General features: G+C 50.8%; 18 protein-coding genes, 1 pseudogene and 1 other annotated feature. Of the genes and pseudogenes, 7 read left to right on the plus strand and 12 right to left on the minus strand.

Annotated features, from left to right (window positions below; genetic code table 11):
* Nucleotides 1-26: 26 nt before the first annotated feature.
* A pseudogene (gene mokC / locus EQY_RS27535) lies at nt 27-125 on the plus strand (type I toxin-antitoxin system toxin MokC); the annotation flags it as partial.
* A gap of 106 nt (nt 126-231) precedes the next feature.
* On the opposite strand, the gene dnaJ reads toward mokC, so the two are convergent.
* Nucleotides 232-1,362 (minus strand): molecular chaperone DnaJ, encoded by a 1,131-nt coding sequence (dnaJ, locus tag EQY_RS0115475; RefSeq protein WP_001118464.1) that lies wholly within the window; start codon nt 1,360-1,362, stop codon nt 232-234.
* Between the two features lie 88 nt (nt 1,363-1,450).
* The gene (gene dnaK / locus EQY_RS0115480; RefSeq protein ID WP_000516135.1) at nt 1,451-3,367 is read right to left on the minus strand and encodes a molecular chaperone DnaK; all 1,917 of its coding nucleotides are present in this window, start codon (nt 3,365-3,367) and stop codon (nt 1,451-1,453) included.
* 375 nt (nt 3,368-3,742) lie between these two features.
* On the opposite strand from dnaK, the gene EQY_RS0115485 reads away from it, so the two are divergent.
* The 3 genes from EQY_RS0115485 to satP all read left to right on the plus strand — a co-directional run bounded on the left by EQY_RS0115485 (nt 3,743) and on the right by satP (nt 5,602).
* A complete protein-coding gene (locus EQY_RS0115485) occupies nt 3,743-4,147 on the plus strand; it encodes a DUF2541 family protein (protein ID WP_000835566.1) in 405 nt (134 codons plus the stop codon).
* Nucleotides 4,148-4,173: 26 nt separating this feature from the next.
* A complete protein-coding gene (gene msyB / locus EQY_RS0115490; protein ID WP_001102347.1) occupies nt 4,174-4,887 on the plus strand; it encodes an acidic protein MsyB in 714 nt (237 codons plus the stop codon).
* Between the two features lie 148 nt (nt 4,888-5,035).
* The gene (gene satP / locus EQY_RS0115495) at nt 5,036-5,602 is read left to right on the plus strand and encodes an acetate uptake transporter (protein ID WP_000528538.1); all 567 of its coding nucleotides are present in this window, start codon (nt 5,036-5,038) and stop codon (nt 5,600-5,602) included.
* Between the two features lie 33 nt (nt 5,603-5,635).
* Here satP and mog read toward each other — a convergent pair whose 3' ends face one another.
* On the minus strand, nt 5,636-6,223 hold the full coding sequence (gene mog / locus EQY_RS0115500) for a molybdopterin adenylyltransferase (protein ID WP_024212610.1): 588 nt from the start codon (nt 6,221-6,223) through the stop codon (nt 5,636-5,638).
* A 114-nt stretch (nt 6,224-6,337) separates the two neighbouring features.
* Nucleotides 6,338-7,291, minus strand: a complete 954-nt coding sequence (gene tal / locus EQY_RS0115505; RefSeq protein WP_000130187.1) for a transaldolase — start codon at nt 7,289-7,291, stop codon at nt 6,338-6,340.
* Nucleotides 7,292-7,570: 279 nt separating this feature from the next.
* Between tal and EQY_RS0115510 the strand changes: the two genes are divergently transcribed.
* Together EQY_RS0115510 and yaaA are read left to right on the plus strand one after the other, a co-directional pair.
* Nucleotides 7,571-9,001, plus strand: a complete 1,431-nt coding sequence (locus EQY_RS0115510) for an alanine/glycine:cation symporter family protein (RefSeq protein ID WP_001112546.1) — start codon at nt 7,571-7,573, stop codon at nt 8,999-9,001.
* A 69-nt stretch (nt 9,002-9,070) separates the two neighbouring features.
* On the plus strand, nt 9,071-9,847 hold the full coding sequence (gene yaaA / locus EQY_RS0115515; RefSeq protein ID WP_000906161.1) for a peroxide stress protein YaaA: 777 nt from the start codon (nt 9,071-9,073) through the stop codon (nt 9,845-9,847).
* 38 nt (nt 9,848-9,885) lie between these two features.
* Here the strand turns inward: yaaA and EQY_RS0115520 are convergent, their stop codons facing one another.
* The 7 genes from EQY_RS0115520 to yjjY all read right to left on the minus strand — a co-directional run bounded on the left by EQY_RS0115520 (nt 9,886) and on the right by yjjY (nt 16,691).
* Complete coding sequence (locus EQY_RS0115520) at nt 9,886-10,209, minus strand: DUF2502 domain-containing protein (protein WP_032224357.1); 324 nt, start codon at nt 10,207-10,209, stop codon at nt 9,886-9,888.
* 213 nt (nt 10,210-10,422) lie between these two features.
* Nucleotides 10,423-11,709 (minus strand): threonine synthase, encoded by a 1,287-nt coding sequence (gene thrC, locus EQY_RS0115530; RefSeq protein WP_000781040.1) that lies wholly within the window; start codon nt 11,707-11,709, stop codon nt 10,423-10,425.
* Entirely contained in the window at nt 11,710-12,642 is a 933-nt protein-coding gene (gene thrB / locus EQY_RS0115535) for a homoserine kinase (protein ID WP_000241673.1), read from the minus strand. It lies immediately after the preceding gene.
* Between the two features lies 1 nt (nt 12,643).
* Nucleotides 12,644-15,106, minus strand: coding sequence for a bifunctional aspartate kinase/homoserine dehydrogenase I (thrA, locus tag EQY_RS0115540; protein WP_001264711.1), 2,463 nt, complete (start codon nt 15,104-15,106; stop codon nt 12,644-12,646).
* Nucleotides 15,107-15,131: 25 nt separating this feature from the next.
* Nucleotides 15,132-15,251 (minus strand) — a sequence feature (Thr leader region).
* Nucleotides 15,187-15,252, minus strand: coding sequence for a thr operon leader peptide (gene thrL, locus EQY_RS0115545; RefSeq protein ID WP_001386572.1), 66 nt, complete (start codon nt 15,250-15,252; stop codon nt 15,187-15,189). It overlaps the preceding feature by 65 nt.
* 212 nt (nt 15,253-15,464) lie before the next feature.
* Entirely contained in the window at nt 15,465-16,151 is a 687-nt protein-coding gene (locus tag EQY_RS0115550; RefSeq protein ID WP_001241207.1) for a tRNA/rRNA methyltransferase, read from the minus strand.
* Nucleotides 16,152-16,550: 399 nt separating this feature from the next.
* Nucleotides 16,551-16,691, minus strand: a complete 141-nt coding sequence (gene yjjY, locus EQY_RS0115555) for a YjjY family protein (RefSeq protein ID WP_001303782.1) — start codon at nt 16,689-16,691, stop codon at nt 16,551-16,553.
* Nucleotides 16,692-16,786: 95 nt separating this feature from the next.
* On the opposite strand from yjjY, the gene arcA reads away from it, so the two are divergent.
* Nucleotides 16,787-17,503: a two-component system response regulator ArcA gene (arcA, locus tag EQY_RS0115560; RefSeq protein WP_001194358.1), complete on the plus strand. Its 717-nt coding sequence runs from the start codon at nt 16,787-16,789 to the stop codon at nt 17,501-17,503.
* A gap of 57 nt (nt 17,504-17,560) precedes the next feature.
* Here arcA and creD read toward each other — a convergent pair.
* Nucleotides 17,561-18,694, minus strand: a 1,134-nt coding sequence (gene creD / locus EQY_RS0115565) for a cell envelope integrity protein CreD (protein ID WP_000001809.1), incomplete at its 5' end; no start/stop codon positions are given.

The raw sequence follows: 18,694 nt of genomic DNA on the forward strand, positions 1-18,694 counted from the left end.
ATTCCTGCTGAACCGCTCTTCCGATCTTAGTGGCGGCGCTGGTAACGAGAAAAGACCTCTGTGAGGTTCACATCCGAACTGGCCAGACGGAGGTTGCTGTTTTCACGGCTTACGAATCCGAGTAAGAGCAACGGCGGGGAGCGATCCCCGCCACTTTACAGGTGCCCGCATATCTTCAACGCACCCTATTTTTTTTACCCTGGCCTGCCCACGGGCAGGCCTTTGGGAAAATTAGCGAGTCAGGTCGTCAAAAAACTTCTTCACGCCATCAAAGAAACTCTTCGAGCGTGGGCTGTTGTGCTCGCCGGTTGGGCCACCGAAGCTTTCTTGCAGCTCTTGCAGCAGCTGTTTCTGCTTCTCGTTCAGACCTACCGGCGTTTCGACGACAACGCGACACAGCAAATCGCCCTGTGCACCGCCGCGAACAGACTTAACGCCTTTACCGCGCATACGGAACAACTTACCGGTCTGGGTTTCGCCAGGCACTTTCAGCTTGACGCGACCATCAAGGGTCGGCACTTCGATTTCGCCGCCCAGCGCCGCCATAGCGAAGTTGATCGGGACTTCACAATACAGGTTGTTGCCTTCACGCTCGAAAATCGGGTGCTGTTTAACCTGAACCTGAACGTACAGATCGCCTGCCGGTGCGCCATGCTCGCCTGCTTCACCTTCGCCCGCAAGACGGATGCGGTCTCCAGTGTCCACCCCTGCCGGGATTTTAACGGACAGCGTTTTGCTACGCTCAACACGACCATGACCATGGCATTTGTTGCACGGATCTTTGATAAGCGTACCGCGCCCCTGACAGTGCGGACAGGTCTGCTGCACGGCAAAGAAGCCCTGGCGCATCTGCACCTGACCAGAACCATGACAGGTCGGACAGGTCTGCGGCTGCGTACCTGGTTTTGCACCGCTACCGTGGCAAACGTCACACTCTTCCAGAGTCGGAATGCGGATCTCTTTGGTCACGCCACGTACAGCTTCTTCGAGGGTGAGCTCCATGTTATAGCGTAAATCAGCACCACGCGCCGCACGTTGACGACCACGTCCGCCGCCAAAAATATCGCCGAAAACGTCACCAAAAATATCGCTGAAGTCTGCTCCGCCGCCAAAACCGCCGCCGCCCATGCCGCCTTGCTCAAACGCCGCATGACCGTACTGATCATATGCCGCGCGTTTTTGCGAGTCGGTCAGAACTTCATAAGCTTCCTTGATCTCTTTAAATTTCGCCTCGGCCTCTTTGTCACCCTGGTTACGGTCCGGGTGATATTTCATGGCCAGGCGTTTATAGGCCTTTTTGATTTCACGCTCTTCCGCTGTTTTGGAAACGCCTAAAATCTCGTAATAATCTTGCTTAGCCATTTTTTTTGATTTGCCCCTAGATGAATGCACGGGCGGAGAGGAAAATCCCCTTCGCCCGTGTCAGTATAATTACCCGTTTATAGGGCGATTATTTTTTGTCTTTGACTTCTTCAAACTCAGCGTCGACAACATCGTCATCTTTCGCGTTGTTTGCAGAAGCATCAGCACCGGCAGTCTGCTGCTGTGCATGTTGCTGCTGGGCGATTTCCATCAGTTTCTGGGAAACCTGTGCCAGTTCCTGCATTTTCGCTTCGATAGCGGCTTTGTCTTCACCTTTCAGAGCAGTTTCCAGTGCAGTCAGCGCAGACTCGATAGCAGTTTTGTCGTCAGCCGGCAGTTTGTCGCCTGCTTCTTCAACCTGCTTACGGGTGCTGTGCAGCAGATGGTCGCCCTGGTTGCGAGTCTGTACCAGCTCTTCAAACTTACGGTCTGCTTCGGCGTTAGCTTCCGCGTCGCGTACCATTTTCTGGATTTCATCTTCGTTCAGACCAGAAGAAGCCTTGATGGTGATCTTCTGCTCTTTACCGCTGTTTTTGTCTTTCGCGGAAACGTGCAGGATACCGTCAGCATCGATATCGAAGGTAACTTCGATCTGCGGCATACCGCGCGGAGCCGGGTTGATACCATCCAGGTTGAACTGACCCAGAGATTTGTTATCAGCCGCACGTTTACGTTCACCCTGCAGCACGTGGATGGTTACCGCAGACTGGTTGTCTTCAGCGGTAGAGAACACCTGGCTGTGCTTGGTCGGGATAGTGGTGTTTTTCGCGATAAGCGTCGTCATCACACCACCCATGGTTTCGATACCCAGAGACAGCGGGGTAACGTCCAGCAGCAGTACGTCTTTCACGTCGCCAGTCAGTACACCACCCTGAACGGCAGCACCGATTGCCACAGCTTCGTCCGGGTTAACGTCTTTACGCGGCTCTTTACCAAAGAACTCAGCAACTTTCTTCTGAACCATTGGCATACGAGTCTGACCACCAACGAGGATAACATCGTCGATATCAGATACGGACAGGCCAGCGTCCTGCAGAGCAACTTTCAGCGGCTCGATGGAACGGTTCACCAGGTCTTCAACCAGGCTTTCCAGTTTTGCACGAGTCACTTTGATGTTCATGTGTTTCGGACCGGTCGCGTCTGCGGTGATGTATGGCAGGTTAACGTCGGTCTGCTGAGCGGAAGACAGTTCGATTTTCGCTTTTTCTGCCGCTTCTTTCAGGCGCTGCATTGCCAGCGGATCGTTGCGCAGGTCAATGCCCTGATCTTTCTTGAATTCTTCAACCAGGTAGTTGATCAGACGGCTGTCGAAGTCTTCACCACCCAGGTGGGTATCACCGTTGGTTGCCAGAACTTCGAAGGTTTTTTCGCCGTCAACTTCGTCGATTTCGATAATAGAAATATCGAAAGTACCACCACCCAGGTCATAAACCGCGATAGTACGGTTGCCAGTACCTTTGTCCAGACCGTAAGCCAGTGCAGCAGCGGTCGGTTCGTTGATGATACGTTTTACTTCCAGACCAGCGATACGGCCTGCGTCTTTGGTTGCCTGACGCTGAGCATCGTTAAAGTATGCCGGTACGGTGATAACTGCTTCAGTTACCGGTTCGCCCAGGTAATCTTCTGCAGTTTTCTTCATTTTTTTCAGCACTTCAGCAGAGATCTGCGGCGGTGCCATTTTTTGGCCTTTAACTTCGACCCATGCGTCGCCGTTATCAGCAGCAATAATTTTGAACGGCATGATGGAAACATCACGCTGTACTTCTTCGTCCTGGAAGCGGCGGCCAATCAGGCGTTTAATCGCAAACAGGGTGTTTTGCGGGTTCGTCACTGCCTGACGTTTAGCCGGCTGACCAACCAGAGTTTCACCATCCTGGGTATAGGCAATGATAGAAGGCGTGGTGCGATCGCCTTCGGCGTTCTCCAGCACACGAGGAGTGGTGCCATCCATAATCGCTACACAAGAGTTGGTAGTACCCAGGTCGATACCAATTATTTTACCCATCTAAACGTCTCCACTATATATTCGGTCATCATGTGGTTGTGAGTCTGTAATAGGGGCGAAACGTCTGGTTTCAACTGCCCAATTTCATTTTTTTGCAGACTCACTCACTGCGGTTGACTACTAAATGGGGTCGTAACCCACGTCATCAAGGGGGAGATGCAAAAATTTTTTGTGCTTTTGCGCAGAAATTTCACGATATGCCGGAAGAAGTGAAAAAAAGGGAGCAATAATATTCACGTAAAAAATGAATTTCACACAAATCATTCACTAAAAAATTGTAATAAAAAGAAAAGATTACGCACCTGAATCTTCTTTTCGTCAGCAGTAAACTAGTGGCTATTCTTCCCCCGACTGCTCCCCGCTAAGAGAATCTTCATGAAATCCATTTTTATGATTTCCGCCACCCTCGTGCTCGGCCTGATGCTGTGCTGCACCGCGCAGGCCAACGACCATAAAATCCTCGGCGTCATTGCCATGCCGCGTAACGAAACCAACGATCTGACGTTGAAACTCCCCGTTTGCCGCATTGTAAAACGCATACAACTCACTGCCGATCATGGCGATTTACAGTTAAGCGCCGCGTCGGTTTATTTCAAAGCAGCCCGTAGCGCCAGCCAAAGCCTGAACATTCCGGCTGAAATCAAAGAAGGGCAAACCACCGGCTGGATCAACATTAACAGCGATAACGACAACAAACGCTGCGTGTCAAAAATCACCTTTTCCGGTCATACGGTGAACTCATCGGATATGGCCACGCTGAAAATTATCGGCGACGACTAATCTTTTAATACAGAAGCCACAATGACATGAACGTCAATTATCTACATGATTCGGACTTAGATTTTCTACAGCATTGCAGCGAAGAACAGCTGGCAAACTTTACCCGCTTACTCACTCATAATGAAAAAGGCAAAACCCGCCTGTCCAGCGTATTAATGCGCAACGAACTGTTTAAATCGATGGAAGGGCATCCAGAGCAGCATCGCCGCAACTGGCAGCTAATTGCCGGGGAATTACAACATTTCGGCGGCGATAGCATCGCTAACAAACTGCGCGGACACGGCAAACGGTATCGCGCTATTTTACTCGACGTCTCCAAACGGCTGAAACTGAAAGCCGATAAAGAGATGTCTACCTTTGAAATAGAGCAACAGTTACTCGAACATTTTCTGCGCAACACCTGGAAGAAAATGGACGAGACGCATAAAAAGGAGTTTTTGCAGACCGTCAACGCGAAGGTTAACGAACTGGAAGAGCTGCTGCCGTTATTGATGAAAGACAAGCAACTGGCCAAAGGCGTGTCGCATCTGCTTTCCAGCCAGCTGACCCGCATTTTGCGTACCCACGCAGCGATGAGCGTACTTGGGCATGGTCTGCTACGCGGTGCGGGTCTGGGAGGGCCGGTGGGTGCAGCATTAAATGGGGTTAAAGCCGTTAGCGGCACTGCCTTTCGGGTGACAATTCCAGCGGTGTTACAAATCGCCTGTCTGCGACGAATGATTAGCGCCACTCAGCCCTGATACCTGACACAGGGGAAAATTTTCATTTTCCCCTCAAAAGATCGTAGACACTGCCCCACTGGCTGATTATTATGCCGCGCCCTGAAAACACTACAGTTATTCAGGGAAATTATTTCACCATTCATTCGATGATGATTTTTGAGGAATTATGGGCAACACTAAGTTGGCTAATCCGGCACCGCTGGGCCTGATGGGCTTCGGCATGACCACCATTCTGCTTAACCTGCACAACGTGGGTTATTTCGCTCTGGACGGTATTATTCTTGCCATGGGCATTTTCTACGGCGGCATCGCGCAAATTTTTGCTGGTCTGCTGGAGTACAAAAAAGGCAACACTTTCGGTTTAACCGCATTCACCTCTTACGGTTCTTTCTGGCTGACGCTGGTTGCGATTCTGCTGATGCCGAAACTGGGTCTGACCGATGCGCCAAATGCACAGTTCCTTGGTGTCTACCTGGGTCTGTGGGGCGTATTTACGCTGTTTATGTTCTTCGGCACGCTGAAAGGCGCACGCGTTCTGCAATTCGTTTTCTTTAGCCTGACCGTGCTGTTTGCTCTGCTGGCGATCGGTAACATTGCCGGTAATGCTGCGATCATCCACTTTGCCGGCTGGATTGGTTTGATCTGCGGTGCCAGCGCAATCTATCTGGCGATGGGTGAAGTGCTGAACGAGCAGTTTGGCCGCACCGTTCTGCCAATTGGTGAATCCCACTAATTGTTTGAGATCCCCCCGCTCGGGGGGATTTTTTTATTCGTTAACTTCGCGTCTTGCACTCTTTGGTCTGAATGCCGCTACCACTTCCGGTGCCGTTTCAACGTATGGCCCTTCCAGCAACTGAATGCAGTACGGTACGCTGGCAAAAATACCGTGCACCACGACGTTACCCTCAGCATCCTTCACACCTTCCAGCGTCTCTTTGATGGACTTAGGCTGACCGGGTAAGTTAAGGATCAGTGCCTGTTTGCGAATCACACCCACCTGACGCGAAAGGATCGCGGTTGGTACAAAATGCAGGCTAATCTGGCGCATCTGTTCACCAAAGCCCGGCATCTCGCGGTCAGCTACTGCCAGCGTCGCATCAGGCGTCACGTCACGGCGCGCCGGCCCAGTCCCTCCCGTAGTGAGCACCAGATGGCAACTCATTTCATCCACCAGCTCACACAACGTTTGCTCGATGATCGCCTGCTCATCGGGGATTAAGCGGGTTTCCAGTTCAAAGGGGGTTGTCAGTGCTGATGTCAGCCATTCTTCCAGCGCAGGGATGCCTTTATCCTGATAAACGCCGCTGGATGCACGATCAGAGATGGAAACTAAGCCAATACGTAAAGTATTCATCAAGATTTTTCCGTTTAAACAGTCTCGTTAAACAGAATGATACACTGTGAAGGGAGTGACAGACAGGCTTCAGAAGAGGTAGCGTGACCGACTTCCCGGTCACGCTAAGAATGATTACAGCAGATCGCCGATCATTTTTTCCAGTTTTTCCTGGTCAACAGCAAACTTACGGATACCTTCCGCCAGTTTATCTACTGCCATTGGATCCTGGTTGTGCTGCCACAGGAACTCAGACTCGGTGATACGCGCCGGACGCGCTTTCACTTCGCCGGTGTAAGACAGTTTACGTTCGATAGCCCCTTCGCTCTCAGCCAGCTCTTTCAGCAGTGCCGGTGCGATGGTCAGACGGTCGCAGCCTGCCAGTTCCAGAATTTCGCCGATGTTACGGAAGCTTGCGCCCATAACCACGGTTTCATAACCGTGCTCTTTGTAGTACTGGTAGATTTCAGATACAGAAACCACGCCCGGATCTTCTGCCGGAGCGTACTCTTTCTTATCGGTATTCGCTTTGTACCAATCCAGAATACGACCAACGAACGGAGAGATCAGGAACACGCCTGCTTCCGCACAAGCACGCGCCTGAGCGAAGGAGAACAGCAGAGTCAGGTTACAGTTGATACCTTCTTTTTCCAGCTGTTCAGCAGCACGGATACCCTGCCAGGTAGACGCCAGTTTGATCAGAATACGATCGTTGCTGATACCCGCATCGTTGTAGAGTTTGATCAGGCGTTTTGCTTTCGCAATTGACGCTTCAGTGTCATAAGAAAGACGCGCATCAACTTCAGTGGAGATACGACCCGGAACCAGTTTAAGGATTTCCAGACCAATATTTACTGCCAGTTTGTCGGTCGCGTCCACGATCTGCTGCGCGCGATCGTTACTCTGCTGTTTCGCCCAGGCGACAGCATCATCAATCAACTTACGGTATTCCGGAATCTGCGCTGCGTTAAGAATGAGAGAAGGGTTGGTTGTGGCATCCTGCGGTTGATACAGCTTCATTGCCGCGATGTCCCCAGTGTCGGCCACTACAGTGGTGTACTGACGAAGGGAGGTCAATTTGTCCGTCATGATAGTATTTCTCTTTAAACAGCTTGTTAGGGGGATGTAACCGGTCTGCCCTGATGATATCACGACGCAACGACAGCGCAACCGCAGACGAGAGGGTTATAGCCAGGCGAGACTGTTTACGTTTTCTGACACTGCGTTGATATCGCTCGCCATTTTTAAACAAAAACTCGAGTATGCTACACAGGCGTTATCTACCAATGCACATCGTATATAATTCTTAATCAATTGGTAACGTTTACACAGGAATGTAACCGCGTGCCGGCGACAAGAGGGATACGAATGCCTGATTTTTTCTCTTTTATTAACAATGTACTATGGGGATCAGTGATGATCTACCTGCTCTTCGGTGCAGGTTGCTGGTTCACTTTTCGCACCGGATTCGTTCAGTTTCGCTACATTCGCCAGTTTGGCAAAAGTCTCAAAAATAGCGTTCATCCCCAACCGGGTGGCTTAACCTCTTTTCAGTCACTGTGCACTAGTCTTGCCGCGCGCGTCGGCAGCGGTAACCTCGCAGGTGTTGCGTTGGCCATTACTGCCGGTGGACCCGGTGCTATCTTCTGGATGTGGATTGCCGCGTTTATCGGCATGGCGACCTCTTTTGCAGAATGTTCCCTTGCCCAGCTTTATAAAGAACGTGACGCTAATGGGCAGTTTCGCGGTGGTCCAGCATGGTATATGGCACGTGGATTGGGGATGCGCTGGATGGGCGTGCTATTCGCTATCTTTTTGCTCATTGCCTACGGATTGATTTTCAGCGGTGTTCAGGCAAACGCCGTTGCCCGCGCGATGAATTTTGCGTTTGATGTTCCACCATTAGTAACTGGCATCATTCTCGCCGTCTTTACTCTGTTGGCGATAACCCACGGTATTCATGGCGTAGCCCGACTGATGCAATGGTTTGTCCCTGCGATGGCATTAATCTGGGTACTCACCAGTCTGGCCATTTGTGCGATGAATATCGAGCAACTTCCTCAGGTCATTTGGTCTATTTTTGAAAGCGCCTTTGGCTGGCAGGAAGCGGCAGGCGGTGCGGCGGGTTACACCCTGAGTCAGGCGATTACAAACGGCTTTCAGCGCAGTATGTTTTCTAATGAGGCGGGAATGGGTTCGACACCAAATGCAGCAGCGGCAGCGGCATCCTGGCCGCCGCATCCGGCTGCGCAAGGCATTGTCCAGATGATCGGCATTTTCATCGACACCCTGGTCATCTGCACGGCGAGCGCCATGCTGATATTACTGGCCGGAAACGGTACAACCTATATGCCGCTGGAGGGTATTCAACTTCTCCAGAAAGCGATGCGAGCACTAATGGGTTCCTGGGGAGCAGAGTTTGTCACAATCGTGGTAATTCTGTTTGCCTTCAGCTCCATCGTTGCCAATTACATTTATGCAGAAAATAATCTTTTCTTTTTACGCCTGAACAGCCCCAAAGCGATCTGGTGCCTGCGTATCTGCATCTTTACCACCGTGATTGGTGGCACGTTACTTAGTCTGCCCATGATGTGGCAACTGGCTGATATTATTATGGCGTGTATGGCTATCACTAATCTGACCGCTATTTTGCTGCTCTCTCCGGTAGTGCATACCATTGCCAGTGATTATCTTCGCCAGCGCAAACTTGGTGTGCGTCCGGTGTTTGATCCGCTGCGCTACCCGGATATCGACCAGCAACTCGCGCCTGATACGTGGGATGATGTTTCGCGGGACTAATCACAACTATCGATCAATTCATCCGCTTTTTTTGCTACAGTCGCTGTAAATTTCCTGCAAGGACTGGATATGCTGATTCTGATTTCACCTGCGAAAACGCTTGATTATCAAAGCCCGTTGGCTACCACGCGCTATACGTTGCCGGAGCTGTTAGACAACTCTCAGCAGCTTATTCACGAAGCGCGGAAGCTGACGCCCCCGCAGATTAGCACGCTGATGCGCATCAGTGACAAACTGGCGGGTATCAACGCCGCTCGCTTTCAAGACTGGCAGCCAGATTTCACCCCGGAGAATGCCCGACAGGCGATTCTGGCGTTCAAAGGCGATGTCTACACAGGTTTGCAGGCCGAAACCTTCAGTGAAGAAGATTTCGCTTTTGCCCAGCAGCACCTGCGTATGCTTTCCGGTTTGTATGGCGTACTGCGCCCACTTGATTTAATGCAGCCATATCGTCTGGAGATGGGTATTCGTCTTGAGAACGCCAGGGGTAAAGATCTGTACCAATTCTGGGGTGATGTGATCACAAACAAGCTGAACGAGGCGCTCGAAGCGCAAGGCGATCAGGTAGTGATTAATCTGGCGTCAGATGAGTATTTTAAATCAGTGAAACCGAAGAAACTGAATGCTGAGATTATCAAGCCGGTGTTCCTCGATGAGAAGAACGGTAAGTTTAAGGTTATTAGCTTCTACGCTAAGAAAGCGCGTGGCCTGATGAGTCGTTTTATTATTGAAAATCGCCTGACCAAACCAGAGCAACTGACTGGTTTTAATAGTGAAGGTTACTTCTTCGATGAAGCCAGTTCCAGCAATGGCGAACTGGTGTTTAAACGCTACGAACTGCGTTAAGTTTGCGGTAAATGCCGGAGGTCATCCGGCATTTGTATTTACCGATGGTGCCTGTCCGGACCCGGACGATGATCGCCGCCGTGATCGTGTCGATGATCTCCACGGTGATCATTTCGATGATCATTATACCAATTATGACGCGGCGCTCCGTGTGGGTGCCAGCGATTGTCTCGCCATTCATAATTTCGATACCACCAGTCACGGTCACGCCAGTAACCGCCATCCCAGTAGTAACCACGGTGGTCGCGATCGCCAATCTGTAATTTCACTGATGGTACTAGCATTATTTCCCCAGCCTGCGCTGCCATAGGAGCGACCAGAATCAGGGAAAGTGCGAGTAAGATAGGTTGCATCTTTTTCACAGGTGACTCCTTTTATCATTGCCAGTTATGGGCCGATATGAGGAGCTTACGGTAAAAGAATCCCCGTTGTCATTCTCTACAATTCAAAGAGCTAAGTTACCGCATTTATTGAAAATTTCTCCTTTTTTTCTGTCGATTTTTCTCATGTTTTCTCCATAAAAAAGCCGAACTGCATAAACGCAAGCCCGGCCATTTTCAGGAAATTAATGGATACTACTTATGATTCATCATCAGCTTGCGCAACGCGGCAAAATCGGCGGGCAGATTATGAGAAAGCAGCGGTAATTCAGCTCGTTCTGCCAGCTCTTTTGGCAGCGCCAGCGATTCACCGAGAATCGCTTCCACACTCTCTTTAAACTTCGCCGGATGTGCGGTGCCAAGGAACAGACCATATTCGCCTGGATGCAACTGGTCACGCAGCGCACGGTAAGCCACAGCAGCGTGCGGTTCTGAGGTATAGCCCAGCTCTTTTAACTCACGCATCGTCTGTTGCGTGGTTTCATCATCCACCGCCGCATAACCCAGCTCTTTCAGTTGCCAGATTTTGCGGCGAAACAACTCTTCCACGCGCGGCCAGTTGTTCGGCTGACTCACGTCCATCGCGTTGGATAACGTCGCCTGGGTGGCTTTTGGCGACCACTGCCCGTCGTGCAGGAAACGCGGCACGGTATCGTTCACGTTGGTCGCAGCAATAAAACGCTTCACCGGCAGGCCAAGAGATTTCGCCAGTAGGCCTGCCGTCAAATCGCCGAAGTTACCGCTCGGCACCGAGACAACCAGCTGGTTGCGCGCTTCTTGCGGCAACTGCGCCACAGCTTCAAAGTAGTAGCAAATTTGCGCCAGCAACCGGCTGATGTTAATGGAGTTAGCGGAGTTTAACCCCAGCGCCACTTTCAGTTCTTCATCATCAAACGCCTGCTTCACCAGCGCCTGACAGGCATCGAAATCGCCGTCGATGGCAACGGTTTCAATATTGCCGCCCAGCGTACAGAACAGCTTTTCTTGCAGGGGACTGATTTTGCCGCGTGGATAGAGGATAACCACTTTTACATTCGGTAAACCGTAAAAAGCGTGAGCCACTGCCGCCCCGGTATCGCCGGAGGTTGCAGTCAGAATGGTCACTGGCTTATCACCCGCAATATGGGTCAGCATATGCGCCATAAAGCGACCGCCGAAATCTTTAAATGCCAGCGTTGGCCCGTGGAACAATTCCAGACAACCGACATCGCTTTCAACATTGGCGACCGGAGCCGGGAAGGCAAACGCCGCGCGCACGCGCTCTTCCAGTATTTCCTGCGGGATTTCATCACCAATAAACGCCGAAAGGATCTTCGCACTGCGGGTGACAAAATCCAGCTTCAGCATCTCATCAATTTCAGTCAGGCTGAATTCCGGCAGGTCGTGCGGAAAAAACAGCCCCTGATTTTTGCCCAACCCCTGGGTTACGGCTTGCGCAAAACTGACCTGCTCGTTGTGATCTTTCAGATTGTAGAGTTTCATTTAGTTTTCCAGTACTCGTGCGCCCGCCGTATCCAGCCGGCAAATATGAACAAAACCTTCCTGATTTTGCAGGTAGTTCTTACCCAACCAGTCGGCAACGCGCTGGGCGGTATCCGGCTTGTCACACAGAGCGAACAATGTCGGACCGGAGCCGGAGATACCGCTCGCTACCGCGCCTATTTCCGCAACCGCCTGCCGCGACTGCCTGAAGCCTGGCAATAAACGTTCACGGTAGGGTTCAGCGATAACATCTTTCATCAGCTTCGCGGCAAGCTCAGGCTGACGGGAATAGCAGGCGTGAATGAAGCCCGCCAGATGTCGCCCGTGCGCAATGCAATCCTGGCGGCGATACTGCGCCGGTAATATAGCTCGTGCTTCTGCCGTCGAGACTTTAATCCCCGGATACGCCAGCACCCACAGCCACTCATCAAACCCCGGCACTTGCTGACTGATGATGCCATTTTCTTCGATCATCAACTGCATACCACCAAGAAAGCACGGTGCCACGTTGTCATAATGAATGCTGCCAGAGATACGTCCTTCCAGCTCGCCCATCAAAGCCAGCAAACGGGTATCATTGAGCGGCTTGCCGCAGTGTTCATTCATCGCTACCAGTGCCGCGACCACCGAACAGGCGCTGGAACCTAAACCAGAACCGATCGGCATATTCTTTTCCAGGGTCATCGCCACTGGAATTTGCTTGCCCAACTCCTGGCAAAAACGCTCCCAGCACTGATAAACGATATTTTCTCGTGGTTCTGACGGTAGCTTGTCGGCAAACCGTCCAAGGTTGTTGAGGCTGAATGTCTCTGCCGCCGCAACCGTCACCACATCCCCAAGCAACTCGCCATCAACAGGCGTTACCGCCGCGCCAAGCACATCAAACCCGACGCTCATATTGGCACTGGAAGCCGGAGCATAAACTTTAACCATGTCAGACTCCTAACTTCCATGAGAGGGTGCGTAGCAGATCGGCAAAGACACCGGCAGCCGTAACGTCATTGCCCGCGCCGTATCCGCGCAGAACCAACGGCAGCGGCTGATAATAGTGGCTATAGAAGGCCAGGGCGTTTTCGCCATTTTTCACTTTGAACAGCGGATCGTTACCGTCCACTTCAGCAATTTTCACGCGGCAGACGCCATCGTCATCAATATTGCCAACATAGCGCAAAACTTTACCCTCATCACGAGCCTTCGCCACGCGCGCGGCAAAGAGATCGTCGAGCTGTGACAGATTCACCATAAAAGCTGCAACATCACCCTCTGCGTTAAACTCTGCGGGCAGCACAGGTTCGATCTCGATATCCGCCAGCTCCAGTTCACGTCCAGTTTCACGGGCGAGAATCAACAGTTTGCGCGCCACATCCATACCAGAAAGATCATCACGCGGATCCGGTTCGGTATACCCCATTTCCCGCGCCAGCGTGGTCGCCTCAGAGAAACTCATGCCTTCGTCTAGCTTGCCGAAGATGTATGAAAGCGAACCAGAAAGAATGCCGGAGAATTTCATCAACTCATCACCTGCATTGAGCAGGTTTTGCAGATTCTCAATGACCGGTAATCCCGCACCGACGTTGGTGTCATAGAGGAATTTACGTCGCGATTTTTCCGCCGCATAACGCAACTGGTGGTAGTAATCCATCGACGAGGTGTTGGCCTTTTTGTTCGGCGTGACAACGTGGAAACCTTCGCGCAGGAAGTCGGCATATTGATCCGCCACCGCCTGGCTGGAGGTGCAGTCAACAATGACCGGGTTCAGCAGATGATATTCTTTCACCAGGCGAATTAAGCGCCCAAGGTTGAACGGCTCTTTGGCCTGCGCCAGCTCTTCCTGCCAGTTTTCCAGGTTAAGGCCATGCACATTGGTGAGCAGTGCCTTCGAGTTGGCAACGCCACAGACTCGTAAATCAATATGTTTGTTCTTCAGCCAGCTTTGCTGACGCTTCAGTTGCTCCAGCAGCGCGCCGCCAACGCCACCGACGCCAATCACAAACACTTCGATAACCTGATCGGTATTGAACAGCATCTGGTGGGTAACGCGCACGCCAGTCGTCGCGTCATCGTTATTTACCACGACAGAAATTGAGCGTTCAGAAGAACCCTGAGCAATGGCGACAATGTTGATATTGGCACGAGCCAGCGCGGCAAAGAATTTCGCCGAGATCCCACGCAGCGTGCGCATACCATCGCCCACCACCGAGATAATGGCCAGTCGTTCCGTCACCGCCAGCGGCTCCAGTAAACCTTCTTTCAGTTCAAGATAGAACTCTTCCTGCATTGCCCGTTCAGCTCGCACACAGTCGCTTTGTGGAACGCAGAAACTGATGCTGTATTCGGAAGACGATTGCGTAATCAGCACCACTGAAATGCGGGCGCGTGACATTGCTGCAAAGACGCGCGCCGCCATGCCGACCATCCCTTTCATTCCTGGACCGGAAACGCTGAACATCGCCATGTTATTCAGATTGGAAATACCCTTGACCGGTAATTCGTCTTCATCACGGCTGGCACCGATGAGCGTCCCTGGCGCTTGTGGATTTCCGGTGTTTTTAATCAGGCAAGGGATCTGGAACTGAGCGATGGGGGTAATGGTGCGGGGGTGAAGAACTTTAGCGCCGAAGTAGGAAAGCTCCATCGCTTCCTGATAGGACATCGACTTTAACAACCTCGCATCGGGCACCTGACGCGGGTCGCAGGTATAGACACCGTCGACGTCCGTCCAGATCTCGCAACAATCGGCACGTAAACAGGCGGCCAGTACCGCAGCGGAGTAGTCGGAACCGTTACGTCCCAGCACCACCAGTTCGCCTTTTTCATTACCGGCGGTGAAACCTGCCATCAGCACCATGTGGTCAGCCGGAATGCGGCTTGCCGCAATACGGCGGGTGGACTCAGCAATATCGACGGTAGATTCGAGGTAATGACCGACTGCCAGCAGTTTTTCGACCGGATCGATAACGGTAACGTTATGTCCGCGCGCTTCCAGTACACCGGCCATAATGGCGATCGACATTTTTTCACCACGGCAGATGAGCGCAGCGTTGATGCTGTCCGGGCACTGTCCCAACAGGCTGATACCATGCAGAACATGTTTGATTTGGGCAAATTCTTGATCGACGAACGTTTTCAGTTGCGCCAGCGGAAAACCCGGCTGGGCGGCGGCGAGTCCCGTCAGAAGTTCGGCAAAAATACGTTCGGCATCGCTGATATTGGGCAAAGCATCCTGGCCGCTAATCGTTTTTTCAATCATCGCCACCAGATGGTTGGTTATTTTGGCGGGAGCAGAGAGGACTGTAGCCACCTGCCCCTGCCTGGCATTGCTCTCCAGAATATCGGCAACCCGCAGAAAACGTTCTGCATTTGCCACTGATGTACCGCCGAACTTCAACACTCGCATGGTTGTTACCTCGTTACCTTTGGTCGAAAAAAAAGCCCGCACTGTCAGGTGCGGGCTTTTTTCTGTGTTTCCTGTACGCGTCAGCCCGCACCGTTACCTGTGGTAATGGTGATGGTGGTGGTAATGGTGGTGCTGATGCGTTTCATGGATGTTGTGTACTCTGTAATTTTTATCTGTCTGTGCGCTATGCCTATATTGGTTAAAGTATTTAGTGACCTAAGTCAATAAAATTTTAATTTACTCACGGCAGGTAACCAGTCCATAAGCTGCTGGCAGATGCTCTTTTTTAATCCATTCAGAGACAGATTTCCCGTTGCAGTCAGAATGAAAACCTAAAAACAACATGACGTGGCGTTTTTTATTTGGTGATATTTTTTTCAATATCATGCAACAAACGATGCAACATTGCGGTATCTCGTTGCTCTAAAAGCCCCAGACGTTGCTGTAACCAGTCGACCAGTTTTGTGTCATCTGCCACCGCTAACGTCGTTAACAACGACATGGCACGTTCGCGTAAAGCGTGCAGTTGATGTTGGTCTGCCGTTGCGTTACTTTTCGTCGGTTGTTGTATTAATGTTGCTAATTGATAGCAATAGACCATCACCGCCTGCCCCAGATTGAGCGAAGGGTAATCCGCCACCATTGGCACGCCGGTAAGAATATCAGCCAGTGCCAGTTCCTCGTTGGTCAGCCCGGAATCTTCACGACCAAAGACCAGCGCCACATGATTCATCCACGCCGATTTTTCGTCCAACAATGGCACCAGTTCCACCGGTGTCGCGTAGTAATGATATTTCGCCCGACTACGCGCTGTAGTGGCGACAGTGAAATCTACGTCATGTAACGATTCAGCCAGCGTCGGAAAAACTTTAATATTATCAATAATATCACCGGAGCCATGAGCAACCCATCGGGTGGCTGGCTCCAGGTGTGCCTGACTATCGACAATTCGCAGTTCGCTAAAACCCATCGTTTTCATTGCCCGCGCTGCTGCCCCAATATTTTCTGCTCTGGCGGGTGCGACCAGAATAATCGTTAAACGCATGTTGCTACTCTTCTTGACCAAATAACCGCGAATAGAGTGATGAATGTCAACTTACTGCGCGGAGAGAATTTACAAAATATTAACGCAAGTCGCAGAAAAAGCCCTTCACTTAACTTAAAAAAAGCTAAACTATTTCTTGACTGTACTAACCGTTCAATTGTTAAAAAACGCTACATATCTTTCTGTTTACTTAGGATAATTTTATAAAAAATAAATCTCGACAATTGGATTCACCACGTTTATTAGTTGTAGGATGCAACTAGTTGGATTATTAAAATAATGTGACGAAAGCTAGCATTTAGATACGATGATTTCATCAAACTGTTAACGTGCTACAATTGAACTTGATATATGTCAACGAAGCGTAGTTTTATTGGGTGTCCGGCACGTCTTAGCCTGTTATGTCGCTGTTAAAATGGTTAGGATGACAGCCGTTTTTGACACTGTCGGGTCCTGAGGGAAAGTACCCACGACCAAGCTAATGATGTTGTTGACGTTGATGGAAAGTGCATCAAGAACGCAATTACGTACTTTAGTCATGTTACGCCGATCATGTTAATTTGCAGCATGTATCAGGCAGGTCAGGGACTTTTGTACTTCCTGTTTCGATTTAGTTGGCAATTTAGGTAGCAAACATGCAGACCCCGCACATTCTTATCGTTGAAGACGAGTTGGTAACACGCAACACGTTGAAAAGTATTTTCGAAGCGGAAGGCTATGATGTTTTCGAAGCGACAGATGGCGCGGAAATGCATCAGATCCTCTCTGAATATGACATCAACCTGGTGATCATGGATATCAATCTGCCGGGTAAGAACGGTCTTCTGTTAGCGCGTGAACTGCGCGAGCAGGCGAATGTTGCGTTGATGTTCCTGACTGGCCGTGACAACGAAGTCGATAAAATTCTCGGCCTCGAAATCGGTGCAGACGATTACATCACCAAACCGTTCAACCCGCGTGAACTGACTATCCGTGCACGCAACTTGCTGTCTCGTACCATGAATCTGGGTACTGTCAGCGAAGAACGTCGTAGCGTTGAAAGCTACAAGTTCAATGGTTGGGAACTGGACATCAACAGCCGTTCGTTGATCGGCCCTGATGGCGAGCAGTACAAACTGCCGCGCAGCGAGTTCCGCGCCATGCTTCACTTCTGTGAAAACCCAGGCAAAATTCAGTCCCGTGCTGAACTGCTGAAGAAAATGACCGGCCGTGAGCTGAAGCCGCACGACCGTACTGTAGACGTGACAATCCGTCGTATTCGTAAGCATTTCGAATCTACGCCGGATACGCCGGAAATCATCGCCACCATTCACGGTGAAGGTTATCGTTTCTGCGGTGATCTGGAAGATTAATCGGTTTACCACCGTCAAAAAAACGGCGCTTTTTAGCGCCGTTTTTATTTTTCAACATTATTTCCAGATGCGTAACTCATCGTCTGTTGTGACTTCTTTACTGGTTTTCATTTTCGGTAGTGAAAATGCATACCAGTCGATATCACGTGTCACAAACATCATGCCAGCCAGCGCCACCACCAGCACACAGGTTCCCAACAACAGCGCGCTATCGGCAGAATTCAGCAGTCCCCACATCACGCCATCCAGCAACAACAGCGCGAGAGTAAACAACATGCTGTTGCGCCAGCCTTTTAATACTGCCTGCAAGTAAATACCGTTCATTAACGCCCCAATCAGACTGGCGATTATCCATGCCACGGTAAAACCGGTATGTTCAGAAAGCGCCAGCAAGAGCAAATAAAACATCACCAATGACAGCCCTACCAGCAAATATTGCATCGGGTGTAAACGCTTTGCCGTTAATGTTTCAAAGACAAAGAAGGCCATAAAAGTTAGCGAGATCAGCAAAATGGCGTACTTGGTCGCCCGATCCGTTAATTGATACTGATCGGCTGGCGTAGTGACTGTGACGCTAAACGCCGGGAAATTTTCCCAGCCGCTATCATTGCCTGAAGCAAAACGCTCACCGAGATTATTAGCAAACCAGCTACTTTGCCATTGCGCCTGAAAACCGGATGCACTTAACTCCCGTTTCGTTGGCAAAAAATCACCTAAAAAACTGGGGTGCGGCCAGTTGCTGGTTAAGGTCATCTCGCTATTACGTCCCGTCGGCACCACAGAAAAATCACCAGTACCGCTTAAATTCAGCGCCATATTCAGCTTCAGGTTCTGCTTCAGCCAGTCTCCTTCGGGTAAAGGGATATGCACGCCCTGCCCGCCTTGCTCTAACCCGGTGCCAGGTTCAATGCTCAGCGCAGTTCCGTTAAGTTCAGGCGCTTTCACCACGCCAATACCACGCGCATCCCCGACGCTAATCACAATAAACGGCTTGCCTAAGGTGATATTTGGCGCGTTGAGTTCGCTAAGACGCGAAACGTCAAAATCGGCTTTCAGCGTTAAATCACTGTGCCAGACCTGGCCGGAATAAATACCGATCTTCCGTTCTTCCACGTTCTGATTGCCATCAACCATCAACGACTCAGGTAACCAAAAATGGATAAAACTTCGTTTCCGCTCCACGGTTTTATC

It is taken from the genome of Escherichia sp. TW14182, from assembly GCF_000208525.1.
In the GTDB taxonomy this organism is placed as follows: domain Bacteria; phylum Pseudomonadota; class Gammaproteobacteria; order Enterobacterales; family Enterobacteriaceae; genus Escherichia; species Escherichia ruysiae.

Excerpts from the sequence above, each read along its gene's own strand:
- yjjY (WP_001303782.1), bottom strand. The coding sequence starts at position 16,691 with ATGACTAAAGTACGTAATTGCGTTCTTGATGCACTTTCCATCAACGTC.
- satP (WP_000528538.1), top strand. The coding sequence starts at position 5,036 with ATGGGCAACACTAAGTTGGCTAATCCGGCACCGCTGGGCCTGATGGGC.
- EQY_RS0115485 (WP_000835566.1), top strand. The coding sequence starts at position 3,743 with ATGAAATCCATTTTTATGATTTCCGCCACCCTCGTGCTCGGCCTGATG.
- dnaJ (WP_001118464.1), bottom strand. The coding sequence starts at position 1,362 with ATGGCTAAGCAAGATTATTACGAGATTTTAGGCGTTTCCAAAACAGCG.
- mog (WP_024212610.1), bottom strand. The coding sequence starts at position 6,223 with ATGAATACTTTACGTATTGGCTTAGTTTCCATCTCTGATCGTGCATCC.
- thrA (WP_001264711.1), bottom strand. The coding sequence starts at position 15,106 with ATGCGAGTGTTGAAGTTCGGCGGTACATCAGTGGCAAATGCAGAACGT.
- EQY_RS0115550 (WP_001241207.1), bottom strand. The coding sequence starts at position 16,151 with ATGCGTTTAACGATTATTCTGGTCGCACCCGCCAGAGCAGAAAATATT.
- thrB (WP_000241673.1), bottom strand. The coding sequence starts at position 12,642 with ATGGTTAAAGTTTATGCTCCGGCTTCCAGTGCCAATATGAGCGTCGGG.
- tal (WP_000130187.1), bottom strand. The coding sequence starts at position 7,291 with ATGACGGACAAATTGACCTCCCTTCGTCAGTACACCACTGTAGTGGCC.
- msyB (WP_001102347.1), top strand. The coding sequence starts at position 4,174 with ATGAACGTCAATTATCTACATGATTCGGACTTAGATTTTCTACAGCAT.
- dnaK (WP_000516135.1), bottom strand. The coding sequence starts at position 3,367 with ATGGGTAAAATAATTGGTATCGACCTGGGTACTACCAACTCTTGTGTA.
- thrC (WP_000781040.1), bottom strand. The coding sequence starts at position 11,709 with ATGAAACTCTACAATCTGAAAGATCACAACGAGCAGGTCAGTTTTGCG.
- EQY_RS0115510 (WP_001112546.1), top strand. The coding sequence starts at position 7,571 with ATGCCTGATTTTTTCTCTTTTATTAACAATGTACTATGGGGATCAGTG.
- arcA (WP_001194358.1), top strand. The coding sequence starts at position 16,787 with ATGCAGACCCCGCACATTCTTATCGTTGAAGACGAGTTGGTAACACGC.
- yaaA (WP_000906161.1), top strand. The coding sequence starts at position 9,071 with ATGCTGATTCTGATTTCACCTGCGAAAACGCTTGATTATCAAAGCCCG.